We start from the raw sequence: 15,486 nt of genomic DNA on the forward strand, positions 1-15,486 counted from the left end.
GCAGTACTGGAGCGTGGAGTCGTGGAAGACCACCTGGCGGATCGTGTCGCGTCCGCCTAGCGGGATCCGCTGGGACGCGGATCGTGCGTTCGGCAGTGCGGGGGCGCGCCGGGAGGGCGGCTCGTCGACGGCGAGACGGGCGCGGAAGGCTCGGTGCTCGGGCCGAGACGGGCGCGGACCGGCTCTCGAATAGACTGGCCCCTGCCATCAGCGGCGCCCTCGGGGGCCGCACGCAACGAGATTTCCGAGGGAGCACCGTGTCCGGGCATTCCAAGTGGGCCACGACCAAGCACCAGAAGGCGATCAAGGACTCGCGCCGCGCGAAGTCCTTCGCCAAGCTGATCAAGAACATCGAGGTGGCCGCCAAGATCGGCGGCGCCGACCTCTCCGGCAACCCGACGCTCGTCGACGCCGTGCAGAAGGCGAAGAAGACCTCGGTGCCGAACGACAACATCGACCGCGCGATCAAGCGCGGTGCCGGCCTCACCGGCGAGGTCATCGACTACACGACGATCATGTACGAGGCCTACGGCCCCAACGGCATCGCCCTGCTCGTCGAGTGCCTCACCGACAACAAGAACCGCGCCGCGGCGGACGTCCGCACCGCGATGACCCGCAACGGCGGCACCATGGCCGACCCGGGCAGCGTCGCCTACAACTTCGCGCGCAAGGGCGTCATCTCCGTGCCCCACGGAGAGAGCGTCACCGAGGACGACGTGCTCGGCGCGGTCCTCGACTTCGGCGTCGACGACGTGCTCGACCACGGCGAGAGCTTCGAGGTCCGCGTCGAGCCGAGCGAGCTCGTCCCGGCCCGCTCGGCCCTGCAGGAGGCGGGCATCGACTACGACTCCGCCGACATCGAGTTCGTCGCCTCCCTCCAGGTCGAGGCCGACGCCGAGACGGCCCGCAAGGTCTTCCGCCTGATCGACGCGCTCGAGGACTCGGACGACGTGCAGAACGTCTACACCAACCTCGACATCACGGCAGAGGTGCGCGCCGAGCTCGAGAACGAGGAGTGACGCGGTGAGCCCGGCCCGATCCCGGAGGGCGGCCTGATGCGCGTCCTCGGGATCGACCCCGGGCTCACCCGCTGCGGCGTCGGCATCGTCGACGTCTCGCGCGACCGCCACGCGACCCTCGTGCACGTGACGGTCCTCCGGACACCGCCCGACGACGCGCTGGAGCGCCGCCTGCTGGCCCTGGGCGACGGGCTCGAGGCGCTGCTCGACGAGCACCGCCCCGACGCCGTCGCGATCGAGCGGGTCTTCGCGCAGAACAACGTCAGCACCGTGATGGGCATCGCGCAGATCAGCGGCGTCGCCCTCGTCGCGGCGGCCCGGCGCGGGCTCCCGGTCGGGATGCACACTCCGAGCGAGGTGAAGGCCGCCGTCACCGGCTACGGAGCCGCGGACAAGCGCCAGGTCACCGCGATGATCCAGCGCGTCCTCCGGCTCGACGCCCCGCCGCGGCCGGCCGACGCGGCCGACGCCCTCGCCCTGGCCGTCTGCCACGCCTGGCGGGCCCCTCTCGCGCCCTCCTTTGGGTCGGCGGGAGCCGGTGCCGACGGAGCGGCGGGCGGCACAGCAGCGCAGCGGGCGTGGCGCGCCGCCGAGGCCGCGAGTCGAACGCCTGTTCGAGCATCTAGACTGACGCGGTGATCTCCTCCCTCCGCGGCACCGTCCTCTCCGCCCGCGGGAGTCTCGCCGTCCTCGACGTCCACGGCGTCGGCTACGCGGTGAACGTGACCCCGCAGCACGCGCTCGAGATGCGCGTCGGCGACGAGACCACGGTCAGCACCGTGCTCGTCGTCCGCGAGGACTCGCTCACCCTCTACGGCTTCCCCGACGAGGAGCAGCTCGAGATCTTCGAGCTGCTGATCGGCGTGACCGGTGTCGGCCCGAAGTCCGCCCTCGGCGTGCTCGGCGCGGTCGAGCCGGACCGGATCGCGCAGGCGGTCGCCGACGAGGACGACGGGGTGTTCCGGAAGGTCAGCGGCATCGGCCCGAAGACGGCCAAGCTGATCATCCTGTCCCTCGCCGGCAAGGTGACCGTCCGTCCGCGCGCCGCCCGCGGCTCCGGTCCCGCCGCCACCGCCGCGCAGAACGTGCTCGCGGCGCTCGTCGGCCTGGGCTGGCCCGAGCGCACCGCGGCCGATGTGGTCGACGAGATCCTGCTCGACGCGCAGGCCTCCGACGCCACGAACGTGCAGGCGCTGCTCCGGCTCGCCCTCGCCCGCCTCGGTCCGGCGGCCCGCTCGTGAGCGACGAGGTGCTGGGCGCCGAGGTCGCGTCGGAGGCCGAGGTCGCCTTCGAGGGCGCCCTGCGGCCCAGGAACCTCAGCGAGTTCGTCGGCCAGCGCAAGGTGCGCGGCCAGCTCGAGCTGCTGCTCAAGGCCGCGGCCATGCAGGGCCGGACCCCGGACCACATCCTGCTGGCGGGCCCGCCCGGTCTCGGCAAGACGACCCTCGCGATGATCGTGGCGGAGGAGAGCTCCTCGCCCCTGCGGCTCTCCAGCGGCCCCGCGATCCAGCACGCGGGCGACCTCGCCGCCGTCCTCTCCTCGCTGCTGCCCGGCGAGATCCTCTTCATCGACGAGATCCACCGCATGGCGCGCTCCGCGGAGGAGATGCTCTACCTCGCGATGGAGGACTTCCGGATCGACATCATGGTCGGCAAGGGGGCGGGAGCGACGTCCGTCCCGCTGGATCTCGCCCCGTTCACGCTCGTCGGCGCCACGACCCGCTCCGGCCTGCTGCCCAATCCGCTCCGCGACCGCTTCGGCTTCACCGCGCACCTCGAGTTCTACGCGGAGGACGAGCTGCGGCAGGTGCTCGCCCGGGCGGCACGGCTGCTCGAGCTCGACATCGACGCGGACGCGATCGCCGAGATCGCCGGCCGCTGCCGAGGCACCCCGCGCATCGCCAACCGCCTGCTCCGGCGGGTGCGGGACTTCGCCCTGGTCCACGGCGGACGGGCCGACGTGACCGCCGTCCGCGCGGCGCTGGAGCTCTACGACGTCGACGCGCTCGGACTCGACCGGCTCGACCGCGCGGTGATGGAGATCGTGCTGACCCGCTTCGACGGCGGGCCGGTCGGCCTGAACACCCTCGCCGTGTCGGTGGGGGAGGAGGCGGAGACGGTCGAGGCCGTCGTCGAGCCGTTCCTCGTGCGGATCGGATTGCTGACCCGGACGCCGCGCGGCCGCGTGGCGACCCCCGCCGCCTACCGCCACTTCGGCATCGACCCCCGGGGGACGGCGGCTCAGCCGCCCCTGTTCCCCGATGATCTATGATTCTCTAGGCCCGACGGGCCGCTCGATCCGCTCCGCCTCGACCTGAGGCCGCGCGGCGGATCGCCCATCCACTCCGGAAGGCCCACCCATGGATCCGACGATCATCCTGCTCGTCCTGCTGCTCGCCGTGATGATCATCTTCATGTTCCGCAACAACAAGAAGCGCCAGCGCGACGCGGAGAGCATGAAGAACAACCTCCAGCCGGGGGTGGAGCTCATGACCGGCTCCGGCCTCTTCGGCACCGTCGTGTCGATCGACGACGAGGCGAACAAGATCGTCATCGAGTCGACCCCCGGCACGCTGCTGACCATCCACCGTCAGGCGATCGCCCGCCTCATCGACCCGAGCGAGAACGCCGTCGCCGCCGACACCGAGGACGAGGCCGACCCGCTGACCGCGACCGGCTCGCCCGAGTTCGGCGAACGCGACTCCGCGCACCGCGACCCGCTGGTGGACCCGGTCGAGCGCGACCGCCGCCCCGACGCGCAGTAGTCTCCTGGGCGGGCCGGGCGCATCGGCGCCCGCCCGCCCTTCTCCACGCCCGGGCGACCCCGGGCCGATCACCGTCGACCGAAGAGAAAGCTGAGCCCTGGGTGGCCGCATCAACCCCCGTCCGGAAGGCCCGCCGCTCCCTGAGCTGGCTCGGTGTCCTGATCCTCGCTCTCGTCGGACTCAACACGGCGGCCGTCCTCTGGGGCGGCGGCTCCTGGACGCCGAAGCTCGCCCTCGACCTCGAGGGCGGCACGCAGATCGTCCTGCAGCCGCAGCTGAACGACGGCGACACCGTCTCGTCGGAGCAGCTGACGCAGGCCGTCTCGATCATCCGCCAGCGCATCGACGCGTCCGGCGTCTCCGAGGCCGAGATCACGACCCAGGGCTCGAGCAACATCGTCGTCTCGATCCCGGGCACGCCCGACGACGAGACACTCCAGCGCATCGAGGCCTCGGCGAAGCTCGACTTCCGCCCGGTCCTCGTCGCGAGCCAGGCCACCAACAGCTCGGTCGGCGGCGACGCGACGTCCTCGCCCACGCCGACGCCCGTCGACCCGTCGCTCGCGACGGAGCCGACCGCCTCGCCGACGAACGCGAGCGACCTCGCCTACCTCACGCCGGCGCTCGAGGCCCAGTACACCTCGTTCGACTGCGCGTTCCTCAACGGCCAGGACCCGAACCTCGCCCCGGCCGACCAGCCGCTCATCACCTGCGACGACAGCGGGACGGTGAAGTACGTCCTCGGCCCGGTGGAGATCACCGGCGAGGACATCTCGGACGCCTCGAACGGCCTGATGACGACCTCCTCCGGCGCCAGCACCGGCACCTGGGCCGTCAACCTCTCGTTCGACGACCAGGGCACGCAGGCCTTCGGCGACGTGACCTCGCGCCTCGTGGCGCTGCAGGGTGCGCAGAACCAGTTCGCGATCGTCCTCGACGGCCGGGTCATCTCGGCCCCGTCGACGAACGCCGCCATCACCGACGGCAACGCGCAGATCTCGGGCTCCTTCACCCAGGAGTCGTCGAAGACGCTCGCCGACCAGCTCAAGTACGGCGCGCTGCCGATCGGCTTCCAGGTCCAGAGCTCGGACAGCATCTCGGCGACGCTCGGCTCCGCCCAGCTCGCCAGCGGCCTGCTCGCCGGCCTCATCGGCCTGATCCTCGTCATCGTCTACTCCATCGCGCAGTACCGCGTGCTCGGAGCCGTCACGATCGCCTCGCTGCTCGTCGCGGCGATCGTCACCTACCTCGTCGTCACGCTGCTGTCCTGGCGGGAGGGACTGCGCCTCTCGCTCGCAGGAGTCGCGGGTCTCATCGTCGCGATCGGCATCACGGCCGACTCGTTCATCGTGTACTTCGAGCGCATCCGCGACGAACTGCGCGACGGACGCGGCCTCGAGTCCGCCGTCGAGTCCGGCTGGCGGCGCGCGCTGCGCACGATCTTCGCGTCCGACATGGTGAACCTGCTCGCCGCGGTGGTCCTCTTCCTCCTCGCCGTCGGCAGTGTCCGCGGCTTCGCGCTCACCCTCGGGATCACGACGATCATCGACCTGATCGTGGTGGCGCTGTTCACCCACCCGATCCTGCAGCTGATGGCCACGAGACCGTTCTTCGCCGAGGGGCACAAGACCTCGGGCCTGGATCCCCGGGCGCTCGGGGCCGTGTACCGCGGCCGAGCCGCCTTCCGTCCGCAGGACCAGGTGGTCGCCGGCAAGCGCGCCTCCGCGTCCCGTGAGGCGGCCAAGCGCCAGACCATCGCCGAGCGGAAGGCCGCCGAGGCGGCCGGCCTGCGCGACTCCAACGACTCGAACGGGAAGGACGCGTGATGGCCAGCTTCTCGCAGTTCGGAAACGACCTCTACACCGGTGCGCGATCGATCGACTTCGTCGGCCGGCGCCGCACGTGGTACCTCGTCTCGCTCGCCCTGATCCTGATCACGCTGCTCGGGACCGTCGCCCGCGGCGGCTTCAACTTCGGCATCGAGTTCACCGGCGGCTCGCAGTTCACGGTGTCCTCGCCGTCGAGCCTCGAGCAGGCGACGGCGACGGATGCGGTGACCTCGGTCGCTCCCGAGACCGTGCCGCGAGTGTCCATCGTCGGCGACGACTCCATCCGCGTGCAGACCGGCCAGCTCTCGACCGACGAGTCGACCGCGGTGCGGAACGCCCTGTCGGAGGCCTACGACGTGCCCACCGACCAGGTCGCCTCCTCCTTCATCGGAGCGGCGTGGGGCAACGACGTGACCCAGCAGGCCCTGCGCGGCCTGGTGATCTTCGTGGTCCTCGCGGCCCTGGCCATGTGGGCGTACTTCCGCACCTGGAAGATGTCGCTCGCGGCGATCGTCGCGCTCCTGCACGACCTCGTGATCGTGGCGGGCGTCTACGGCATCACCGGCACCGAGGTGTCGCCGGCGGCGGTGATCGGACTGCTGACGATCCTCGGCTACTCGCTCTACGACACGGTCGTGGTCTTCGACAAGATCCGCGAGAACACCGTGGAGGCGCTCGGCAGCACGACCCGCACCTTCTCCGAGACGGTGAACCTGGCCGAGAACCAGACTCTCGTGCGCTCCATCAACACCTCGATCGTCGCCGCCCTCCCGGTGGCCGCGATCCTCGTGATCGGTGCGTTCGTCCTCGGCGCGGGCACGCTCCGCGACATCTCGCTCGCCCTGCTGATCGGCATCATCGTCGGCACGTACTCGACGATCTTCGTCGCGGCGCCGCTGTACGCCCAGCTGCGCAGCCGGGAGCCCGAGATCTCCAAGCACGACAAGCGCGTGGAGTCGGCCCGGGCGAAGGCGACCGCTCCGGCCGCGCCGGCCGTGCAGGGCTGAGCCGTGGCCGACTACGCACAGGTCACCGCGGGCGACGCCGTCGGACTCGTCGCGCGCGACGAGGTCTGGCTGCTCGACGTCCGGGAGCCGCACGAGTGGGCGGCGGGGCACGCTCCGGCCGCCCACCACATCCCGATGGGGGAGATCGGCGCCCGGCAGGACGAGCTCCCCGCCGACACGGCGATCCTGGTGGTCTGCCACTCCGGAGTCCGCTCCGCGATGGTGACGCAGGCCCTCGAGGGCGCCGGATACGAGGTCGCCAACGTCGACGCCGGCATGACCGCCTGGGCCGCGGCGGGCGGCGACGTGGTCGACGGCGAGGGGCGCCCCGGACGCATCGGCTGACGCAGGCGCCGTCCGCCCCGGGCGGAACGGTCGTCGGCACCGTCCGCACGGGCGATAATGGGGCGATGGAGATCCTCGCGTGACGGAAACGACGACGACGTCCTCGACCGCTGCCCTGCGCAGACTGGTCCCGCGGATCTTCTCGCGTGCGCAGCCCTCCGGTGCTGTCGACACCCTTGTCCGCACCGTCCGGATGCACCATCCCAAGAGCGACATCGCGCTGATCGAGCGCGCTTACTCGGTCGCGGAGCGGGCGCACGCGAACCAGAAGCGCCGCAGCGGCGAGCCCTACATCACTCATCCGCTGGCCGTCGCGCAGATCCTCGCCGACCTCGGCATCGGCTCGAAGACGATCGCCGCCGCGCTGCTGCACGACACCGTCGAGGACACCGACTACCAGCTCGACGAGCTCCGCGCGGACTTCGGCGACGAGGTCGCGATGCTCGTCGACGGCGTCACCAAGCTCGACAAGGTCAAGTACGGCGACAGCGCGCAGGCCGAGACCGTCCGCAAGATGATCGTGGCGATGTCGAAGGACATCCGCGTCCTGATCATCAAGCTCGCCGACCGCCTCCACAACGCGCGGACCTGGGGCTTCGTCCCCGCCGAATCCGCCGCCCGCAAGGCCACCGAGACTCTCGAGATCTACGCGCCGCTGGCGCACCGCCTCGGCATCCAGGCGATCAAGTGGGAGCTCGAGGACCTGTCCTTCGCGGTGCTCTACCCCAAGATCTACAACGAGATCGAGAGCCTGGTGAAGCGGCGGACGCCGCAGCGCGAGGAGTTCGTGCAGAACGTCATCGACCTGATCAGCGAGGACCTGCGGGCCGGGCGGATCCGCGGTCGCGTCGTCGGCCGGCCGAAGCAGTACTACTCGATCTACCAGAAGATGGTCGTCCGCGGTCGCGAGTTCGACGAGATCTACGACCTGGTCGGCATCCGCGTCCTCGTGAACTCGGTGCGCGACTGCTACGCCGTGCTCGGCTCGATCCACGCCCGCTGGACGCCGATGCCGGGCCGGTTCAAGGACTACATCGCCACTCCGAAGTTCAACCTCTACCAGTCGCTGCACACGACGGTCGTCGGGCCGAAGGGGCGTGCGGTCGAGATCCAGATCCGCACCAACGAGATGCACCAGCACGCGGAGTTCGGCATCGCGGCGCACTGGAAGTACAAGGAGCAGATGGCCACCGGCAAGGTGCCCACCTCCGGATCGAACGACACCGACCTCGCCTGGCTCGCGCACCTCTCGGACTGGCAGTCGGAGACCACCGACCCGAACGAGTTCCTCGACTCCCTCCGCTTCGAGATCGGCGCCAAGGAGGTCTACGTCTTCACCCCGAAGGGACGCGTGATCGGCCTGCCGACCGGTGCGACCCCGGTCGACTTCGCCTACGCGGTTCACACCGAGGTCGGGCATCGGACGATGGGCGCCAAGGTCAACGGGCGCCTCGTGCCGCTCGAGTCGGCTCTGACGACGGGCGACGTGGTCGAGGTCTTCACCTCGAAGAACCCCGACTCGGGACCGAGCCAGGACTGGCTCCACTTCGTGCAGAGCCCCCGGGCACGCAACAAGATCCGGCAGTGGTTCACCAAGGAGCGGCGCGATGAGGCGATCGAGCAGGGCAAGGACTCCATCGCCCGGGCGATGCGGAAGCAGAACCTGCCGCTGCAGAAGCTGATGAGCCAGGACACCTTCACCGAGGTGGCCAGCCAGCTGCGCTACAACGACGTCGAGGCGCTCTACGCGGCCGTCGGCGAGGGCCACGTCTCGACCCAGTCGGTGCTCGAGAAGGTCGTCTCCTCCATCCAGGGCGATCCGGAGTCGGACGAGAACGAGGTCACCCTCCCGCGCTCGCCTCGGCCTCGGAGCCGGAGCAGCGAGTCGGGCGTCCTCGTGAAGGGTGCGCCGGACATCCTCGTGAAGCTCGCGAAGTGCTGCACCCCGGTTCCGGGCGACCAGATCGTCGGATTCGTGACGCGGGGAGCCGGCGTCTCCGTGCACCAGGCGAACTGCCACAACGTGCAGGAGCTGCTGAAGGAGCCGGAGCGGATCGTCGACGTCGAGTGGGCGCCGTCCTCCAAGAGCATCTTCCTCGTGCAGATCCAGGTCGAGGCGCTGGACCGCTCGGGCCTGTTGAGCGACGTGACGCGCGTCCTCTCGGAGCACCACGTCAACATCCTCTCGGCGACGGTCTCGACCTCGAGCGACCGGCTGGCGATCAGCCGGTTCGTCTTCGAGATGGGCGACACCACCCACCTGGACCGCGTGCTGAACGCCGTGCGCCGGATCGACGCCGTCTACGACGTCTACCGGGTGAACGCGGGCTGATCCCCGGGCGGCGCCTCGCCGAGCGCCGCCCGCAGCCGTCGTCCGACGATCCTCCGTCCGGCGACGGCGCTGCCCTCCTCCAGCCTCGCGAGGACGGCGTCGAGGCCGGTCCGGGTGCTCCGAGAGAGCGCCCGGAGGATCGCGCCCGCGTCCTCCGTCCGGGCGAGGTCGATCAGGGTGCGGGCAGGCGACGTGACCGGCGCGCCGCCGAGAAGGACGACGTCGTCCTCGTCGAGCAGGACCTCGTGGCAGCGCAGGCGGGGGTTCGACGGCGCCTGCCGGCGCTTCCGCCGGTCGATCGAGGCGCTGTGCACCGGCGGCGGACGGTTCGTCGCTCCGTGCACCCACGCGGCGGAGAGACGATCGGCGACGGCGCCGCGGGGGAGCAGCGAGCGCAGGGAGGCGGCCCGCTCGGACGACCCCAGGGGCAGGTCCGCGACGAGGAAGCCCTCGTCGAGCGCGACCAGCTCGCCGTCGAGGCGGGCGGCGCACAGCTCCGCGAGAGGGAGGTGCCCGGGGAGGAGCACGGAGGGGAGGCGCATCCGGCCATGCTGGCCGATGCGCCTCCCCTCCGGAGCGTCGCGAGCGGATCTGTGGAGGGATCCGCCGGCGCGGGTCTAGCCGATCGCGTCGAGCCAGACCTTGCGGGCGTCGAGCGCCTCCTGAGCCTGGGCGATCGCGTCGCGGTCGCCGCGCGCCTTCGCCTCGTCGAGCTCGTCCTGGAGCTTCTGGATCGCGGCGGTCAGCTGCGAGGCCAGACCCTCGGAGCGGGCCTTGCGCTCCGGGTTGCTGCGGTTCCAGTGCTCCTCGTCGAGCTTGCGGACGTGCGCCTCGACCTTGCGGAGACGGTCCTCGATGGTGCGCACCTGCTCCCGCGGCACGCGGCCGACGGCGTCCCAGCGCTCCTGGATCGAGAGCAGCACCCGCTTGGCCTTCTCGCGGTCCTGCTCCTGCAGGAGCGGCTCCGCCTCCTCGAGGAGGGCGAGCTTGAGGTCGAGGTTCTCGGTGTACTCGACGCTCTCCTGCGCGACGATCTCGGCCTTGGCGCCGTAGATCGCGTCGCCGGCGGCTTTGAAGCGCGCCCAGAGCGCGTCGTCGAACCGCTTGCCGGCACGGCCGGCGACCCGCCAGCGCTCGAGGAGCGCGCGGTAGTCCGGGATGGCGTCGGCGCCCTGGGGCACCAGCGCCTCGGCCTGGTCGATGAGCGCCTGCTTGGCCTGCTTGGCCTCGCGGTGCGCGGAGTCGAGGTCGGCGAAGAACGCCTTGCGGTTCTGCTCGATCGTGGTGCGCGCTCCGCGGAACCGGCGCCACAGCTCGTTCGCGTCGTTCTTGGGAAGGCGCGGGCCCTGCTGCTGGTGGTTCTGCCAGCGGGCGAAGAGGTCGTCGATCGCGGCGCTGGCCTGCTTCCACTGCGTCTTCGCCGGGTCGACCGCCGCCAGGGCCTCGGCCTCGGCGACGATGGCCTCGCGGTAGGCGAGGGCCTCGGACAGCGCGGCCTTCGACTCGGCCGCCTGCTGCTCGGTCAGATCCTCGACGGAGCCGCTCAGCGCGTCGACCCGGGTCTGCAGCGACTCGAGGTCGCCGACCGCGTTCGCCTGCGCGATGGCCGCGGACAGCGACTGCACCGTGCGGGCGACGTCTCCGGCGGGTGCGCCCCGCTTGGCGCGCTGCTCGAGCAGGGAGACCTGCCCGGCGAGCTCCGTGTACTTGCGCTCGTAGTAGGCGAGCGCCTCCTCGGGAGTCGCATCGGGGTACTGGCCGACCTCTCGCTCCCCGTCGCCGACGCGGACGTAGACCGTCCCGTCGTCGCCGACCCGTCCCCACGGCTGCTGGTCACTCATCGCTCGGAGCCTCACCTTGCTGTTCGATGTCGTGCTTCTCGGTGCCCGTCGCGTCGTCGGCCGGTGGGGCTCGACGGCCGGAGGGCCGAAGACCGCGCTCGGCCGCGAACGGGCAGTGACGACAAGCCTATTGCACTCCCCGCGCGGGCGGACCGTGACGACGCCGCGGGTGCGGCTACTGGACGGAGACGGAGGTGATGGTCACGGGCTCGGCGGGGGCGCCGTCACCCGATCCGTCGGCCGTGCCCTTCGACACGACGTCGCTGACGAGGGCGTCGAGTCCCGAGGTGACCTGCCCGAGCACGGTGTACCCGCCGGCCGCGTCGGCGGGCAGGGTCGTGTCCTGGTAGACGACGAAGAACTGGCTTCCCTGGCTGTAGCCGTTGCCGCCCTGGCGGGCCATCGCGATGGTCCCGGCCGGGTAGACGCCGTCCTCGGGCGCGTTCTCGACGGGACCGTAGCTGTAGCCCGGTCCGCCGGTGCCGTCGCCGTCCGGGTCGCCGCACTGGAGGACGTAGAGGCCCTCCGTGGTGAGGCGGTGGCAGGAGACGCCGTCGTAGAAGCCGGACTGCGTCAGCGAGATGAAGGAGGACACCGCCTGCGGGGCGGCGGCGCCGGCGAGCGTGATGCCCAGCGGGTCCTCGCCGATCGTGAGCGTGCCCGTCCAGTCGCGGCCCTCGGCGATGTCGGAGGAGGGGACGTCGCCGGTGTTCGACCCCGTCGCCTCGGGCGTCGGGGTCGCGGAGGAGGAGGAGGTCGGCTCGGCGACCGGGGTGCCGGGGCCGCCGGAGAAGTAGAGGATCTGGGCGACGACCGCGAGCCCGATCACGACGACGGCGGCGATCGCCGCGATCACGTTGTCGCGCACGCGCCGCTTCTGCCTCGAGCGGTGGAGGCTCTGACGGGCCTGGTAGGCCCGGAGCCGGGTGCGCGCCTCGCGGTCGTTCGACTTGCCCTGGGCCACGTGATCCTCCGACGTCCTCGTCCGCGCGGCTTCGGCGCGGCGGCCCGCGCACGCAGGCCGCGTCGAGCCTACGAGAACCGCCGGAGGCGCGACAAACGCCGCTCCGTCGCGCCGGGCAGTCGGGCCGGGGCTCTGTCGGAGGCCGTCGTTACGCTGGGGGCATGACCATGCAGCAGGCCGGACTCCGCTCCGGGGCGACTCCGCTCGCCGTGCGGATGCGGCCGCGCAGCCTCGAGGAGGTCGCCGGCCAGCGCCACCTCCTGACGCCCGGCTCGCCCCTGGTCGCCCTCGCCGCCGACACGACGGGGGAGCGGGGAGCGGTGTCCGTGATCCTCTGGGGCCCTCCCGGCACGGGCAAGACCACGCTCGCGCAGGCGGTGGCCCACTCCAGCGGCCGCCGCTTCGTCGAGCTCTCCGCCGTCACGGCGGGCGTGAAGGACGTGCGGCAGGTGATGGAGGAGGCGCTCTCCACCCGCGACCTCTACGGCACGTCCACCGTGCTCTTCCTCGACGAGATCCACCGCTTCACCAAGGCGCAGCAGGACGCACTGCTGCCCGGGGTCGAGAACGGGTGGGTCATCCTCATCGCGGCCACGACCGAGAACCCCTCGTTCTCGGTGATCGCGCCGCTGCTCTCGCGCTCGCTCCTGCTGACCCTCGAGCCGCTCAGCGACGACGACCTGGGCGTCCTGGTCGACCGCGCCCTGCACGACGAGCGGGGTCTGCGCGACTCGGTGACGCTGGAGGAGGAGGCCCGGGCGAGCATCGTGCGGCTCGCCTCCGGAGACGCCCGGCGGGCGCTGACCGCGCTCGAGGCCGCCGCCACCTCCGCCCGCTCGGAGGCCCGCGAGGCCGACCGGGTCGCCCGCGCCGCCGCCGCGGAGGACCCGGACGAGGAGGACGAGGACGACGAGGGCGCTCCCGTCGAGGCCGCCGCCGAGGAGCCCGCGCTCCCCGTGATCACGACCGAGGTCGTCGCGCGCGCCGTCGACCGCGCCCTTTTGCGCTACGACCGCAACGGCGACGAGCACTACGACGTCATCAGCGCCTTCATCAAGTCCATCCGGGGCTCGGACGTCGACGCGGCGCTGCACTACCTGGCCCGGATGATCGAGGCGGGGGAGGATCCGCGGTTCATCGCCCGCCGCATCATCGTCTCCGCGTCCGAGGACATCGGCATGGCCGACCCGCAGGCGCTCGTCGTCGCGATCGCCGCGGCCGACGCCGTGCAGTTCATCGGCATGCCGGAGGGGCGCATCCCGCTCGCCCAGGCGGTCGTGCACCTGGCGACCGCCCCGAAGTCGAACGCGTCCTACTCCGCCATCGACGCGGCCATCGCGGACGTGCGCGCGGGCCGCGCGGGTCGGGTGCCGGCGCACCTGCGCGACGCGCACTACCCCGGCGCCAAGAAGCTCGGCCACGGGAAGGGCTACCGGTACCCGCACGACGCCGACCTCGGCGTCCTCGAGCAGCAGTACCTCCCGGACCCGCTCCAGGGCGCGCGGTACTACCGGCCCACCGAGCACGGCAACGAGCGCGACGTCTCCGCACGACTGGCGAAGCTCCTGCGCATCATCCGCGGCGACCGGGGCTGACCGCGCCGACCACGAACTCGCGCGACCCGCACGGGAGGCCGTGGCCTGATAGTCTTGCGAGGTTGCCCACCGCTCTGTAGCCGAGCGGAGCAGCGCATCCCTCTGAATCGCGCAGCCCGCCACTGCGGTCACCCTTCCCCCGCACCCGCGGAGGACACGACCGCGGCGTCCGCCCTCCTCCCGGAGCCGGCGGTCGAGAGCTGCGACCGAACCTCTCAGACCTTGGAAGGACCACTGTGTCGACCACGTCCCGTACCCGCTCGAAGACGCGCCTCTCGCGCGCCCTCGGCATCCCCCTGACCCCGAAGGCCGCCCGCTACCTCGAGAAGCGTCCCTACGCTCCCGGTGAGCACGGCCGCTCGAAGCGCAAGGCCGACTCCGACTACGCGGTCCGCCTGCGTGAGAAGCAGCGTCTGCGCGCCCAGTACGGCATCCGCGAGAAGCAGCTCCGCATCGCCTTCCAGGAGGCGCGCCGCACCCAGGGCCTGACCGGTGAGAACCTGGTCGAGCTCCTCGAGATGCGCCTCGACGCCCTCGTCCTGCGCTCGGGCTTCGCCCGCACCACCGCGCAGGCCCGCCAGTTCGTCACCCACCGCCACATCATGGTGGACGGCAAGACGGTCGACCGCCCCTCCTTCCGCGTGAAGCCGGGCCAGGTCATCCACGTCAAGACCCGCTCCGAGGGCACCGAGCCCTTCCAGGTCGCCGCCGCCGGTGGACACGTCGACGTCCTCCCCAAGACCCCGGGCTACCTCGAGGTCGAGATCGACAAGCTGCAGGCGACGCTCCTGCGCCGCCCGAAGCGCGCCGAGGTCCCCGTGACCTGCGAAGTGCAGCTCGTCGTCGAGTACTACGCGGCCCGCTGAGTCCAGCCCCGCAGAGAAAGGCCCCGGTGTCCGCACCGGGGCCTTTACCGTTCCCGGGGTCGCGATCCGGAGTGCCCGCCGCGCTCCGAGAGTCCCGCGCTGCGCCCGATCCGGCCGTCGCGCCCGAGCCGAGCGCCCGTCCCCGCGTCCGACCCTCTCGCGGCCCGTCGGTAGGCTGGAGTGCCGCGCTGGGCGGCATCGAACGGAGGTCACCGTGACCGGTGGAGACATCGCAGGGCTCATCGCCGCGGGGGTGTTCGCGATCCTGGTGGCGATCACCGCCGTCCCGCTCTGGAAGCTCGGGCGCGTCTTCGACAGCACGAGCGAGGCCATCAAGCAGGCCAGCGACGGCCTGACGCCGATCCTCGACGAGTCGGCTTCCACCCTCCGCGAGGCCAACCACCAGCTCGCGCGGGTGGACACGATCACCAAGGACGTCGCCGAGGTCACCGGCAACGTCAACGCGCTCGTCGCTCTCACAGCCGCGACCGTCGGCGGTCCGCTCATCAAGCTCGCCGGCTTCACCGCCGGAGTCCGCGCCGTGCTCGTCGCCGGACGCACGGCCGACAAGGCCGGAGCCGCGGTCGGCCGCTCCGCCGCGAAGCGCACGAAGCGGCCGCGCTCGAAGTAGCGCCGCGCCCGCGCCCTAGAATCGAACGGGTCGTCGCGCCGTCGCGCCCGCTCCGCCGCTGTGGAAGGACACCCCGTGAAGAACATCCTCCTGATCGTCATCGGGATCGGCCTCGGATTCGCGGTCGCCCACCAGGTCTCGCGCACCGAGGCGGGCTCCCGGCTCTTCGCCGACATCAACCGCACCGCGAAGGAGCTCGGCGAGGCCGTCTCCGAGGGCTACCACCAGCGCGAGGCCGAACTGAAGGCCGCCATCGGCGAGGGCTGACGCCCCGCCGCCCGACATCCGCGTC

Annotated in this window: 16 protein-coding genes; 13 read left to right on the plus strand and 3 right to left on the minus strand. The window is 71.7% G+C overall.

The features are described from left to right. Positions 1-257: 257 nt before the first annotated feature. The 9 genes from C5D36_RS15320 (at position 258) to C5D36_RS15360 (ending at position 9,297) form a co-directional block, all read left to right on the plus strand. Positions 258-1,019, plus strand: coding sequence for a YebC/PmpR family DNA-binding transcriptional regulator (locus tag C5D36_RS15320; RefSeq protein WP_104224772.1), 762 nt, complete (start codon positions 258-260; stop codon positions 1,017-1,019). 36 nt (positions 1,020-1,055) lie between these two features. Next, the gene (ruvC, locus tag C5D36_RS15325) at positions 1,056-1,658 is read left to right on the plus strand and encodes a crossover junction endodeoxyribonuclease RuvC (RefSeq protein WP_104296190.1); all 603 of its coding nucleotides are present in this window, start codon (positions 1,056-1,058) and stop codon (positions 1,656-1,658) included. Beyond that, positions 1,655-2,260, plus strand: coding sequence for a Holliday junction branch migration protein RuvA (gene ruvA / locus C5D36_RS15330; protein ID WP_104257326.1), 606 nt, complete (start codon positions 1,655-1,657; stop codon positions 2,258-2,260). The genes ruvC and ruvA overlap by 4 nt, the downstream gene beginning before the upstream one ends. Next, entirely contained in the window at positions 2,257-3,291 is a 1,035-nt protein-coding gene (ruvB, locus tag C5D36_RS15335) for a Holliday junction branch migration DNA helicase RuvB (protein ID WP_104224769.1), read from the plus strand. Before ruvA ends, ruvB begins: the two co-directional genes overlap by 4 nt. Before the next feature lie 88 nt (positions 3,292-3,379). Continuing rightward, positions 3,380-3,784 (plus strand): preprotein translocase subunit YajC, encoded by a 405-nt coding sequence (yajC, locus tag C5D36_RS15340; protein ID WP_104257327.1) that lies wholly within the window; start codon positions 3,380-3,382, stop codon positions 3,782-3,784. Positions 3,785-3,885: 101 nt separating this feature from the next. Then, entirely contained in the window at positions 3,886-5,610 is a 1,725-nt protein-coding gene (gene secD, locus C5D36_RS15345; RefSeq protein WP_104296191.1) for a protein translocase subunit SecD, read from the plus strand. Further along, positions 5,610-6,620 carry a protein translocase subunit SecF gene (secF, locus tag C5D36_RS15350; protein WP_104233316.1) on the plus strand — a complete coding sequence of 337 codons (1,011 nt, stop codon included), beginning with the start codon at positions 5,610-5,612 and terminating at the stop codon, positions 6,618-6,620. The genes secD and secF overlap by 1 nt, the downstream gene beginning before the upstream one ends. Positions 6,621-6,623: 3 nt before the next feature. Continuing rightward, on the plus strand, positions 6,624-6,965 hold the full coding sequence (locus C5D36_RS15355) for a rhodanese-like domain-containing protein (RefSeq protein WP_104257329.1): 342 nt from the start codon (positions 6,624-6,626) through the stop codon (positions 6,963-6,965). A gap of 79 nt (positions 6,966-7,044) precedes the next feature. Beyond that, on the plus strand, positions 7,045-9,297 hold the full coding sequence (locus C5D36_RS15360; RefSeq protein WP_104225334.1) for a bifunctional (p)ppGpp synthetase/guanosine-3',5'-bis(diphosphate) 3'-pyrophosphohydrolase: 2,253 nt from the start codon (positions 7,045-7,047) through the stop codon (positions 9,295-9,297). Here the strand turns inward: C5D36_RS15360 and C5D36_RS15365 are convergent. The 3 genes from C5D36_RS15365 to C5D36_RS15375 all read right to left on the minus strand — a co-directional run bounded on the left by C5D36_RS15365 (position 9,276) and on the right by C5D36_RS15375 (position 12,102). Further along, the gene (locus tag C5D36_RS15365) at positions 9,276-9,839 is read right to left on the minus strand and encodes a type IV toxin-antitoxin system AbiEi family antitoxin (protein WP_104296192.1); all 564 of its coding nucleotides are present in this window, start codon (positions 9,837-9,839) and stop codon (positions 9,276-9,278) included. The genes C5D36_RS15360 and C5D36_RS15365 overlap by 22 nt on opposite strands. 75 nt (positions 9,840-9,914) lie before the next feature. Then, positions 9,915-11,138, minus strand: a complete 1,224-nt coding sequence (locus C5D36_RS15370) for a DUF349 domain-containing protein (protein ID WP_104225332.1) — start codon at positions 11,136-11,138, stop codon at positions 9,915-9,917. 175 nt (positions 11,139-11,313) lie between these two features. Beyond that, the gene (locus C5D36_RS15375) at positions 11,314-12,102 is read right to left on the minus strand and encodes a peptidylprolyl isomerase (RefSeq protein ID WP_104239055.1); all 789 of its coding nucleotides are present in this window, start codon (positions 12,100-12,102) and stop codon (positions 11,314-11,316) included. 161 nt (positions 12,103-12,263) lie between these two features. On the opposite strand from C5D36_RS15375, the gene C5D36_RS15380 reads away from it, so the two are divergent. From C5D36_RS15380 to C5D36_RS15395, 4 genes are all read left to right on the plus strand, one after another. Beyond that, positions 12,264-13,697: a replication-associated recombination protein A gene (locus tag C5D36_RS15380; RefSeq protein WP_104225330.1), complete on the plus strand. Its 1,434-nt coding sequence runs from the start codon at positions 12,264-12,266 to the stop codon at positions 13,695-13,697. A 236-nt stretch (positions 13,698-13,933) separates the two neighbouring features. Continuing rightward, positions 13,934-14,563, plus strand: coding sequence for a 30S ribosomal protein S4 (rpsD, locus tag C5D36_RS15385; protein WP_068210518.1), 630 nt, complete (start codon positions 13,934-13,936; stop codon positions 14,561-14,563). Positions 14,564-14,777: 214 nt separating this feature from the next. Beyond that, complete coding sequence (locus C5D36_RS15390; protein WP_104224759.1) at positions 14,778-15,194, plus strand: DUF948 domain-containing protein; 417 nt, start codon at positions 14,778-14,780, stop codon at positions 15,192-15,194. A 75-nt stretch (positions 15,195-15,269) separates the two neighbouring features. Further along, the gene (locus C5D36_RS15395; RefSeq protein WP_104239057.1) at positions 15,270-15,461 is read left to right on the plus strand and encodes a hypothetical protein; all 192 of its coding nucleotides are present in this window, start codon (positions 15,270-15,272) and stop codon (positions 15,459-15,461) included. The last annotated feature ends 25 nt before the right edge of the window (positions 15,462-15,486 follow it).

The organism is Rathayibacter sp. AY1C6 (genome assembly GCF_002931535.1).
Classification (GTDB): Bacteria; Actinomycetota; Actinomycetes; order Actinomycetales; family Microbacteriaceae; genus Rathayibacter.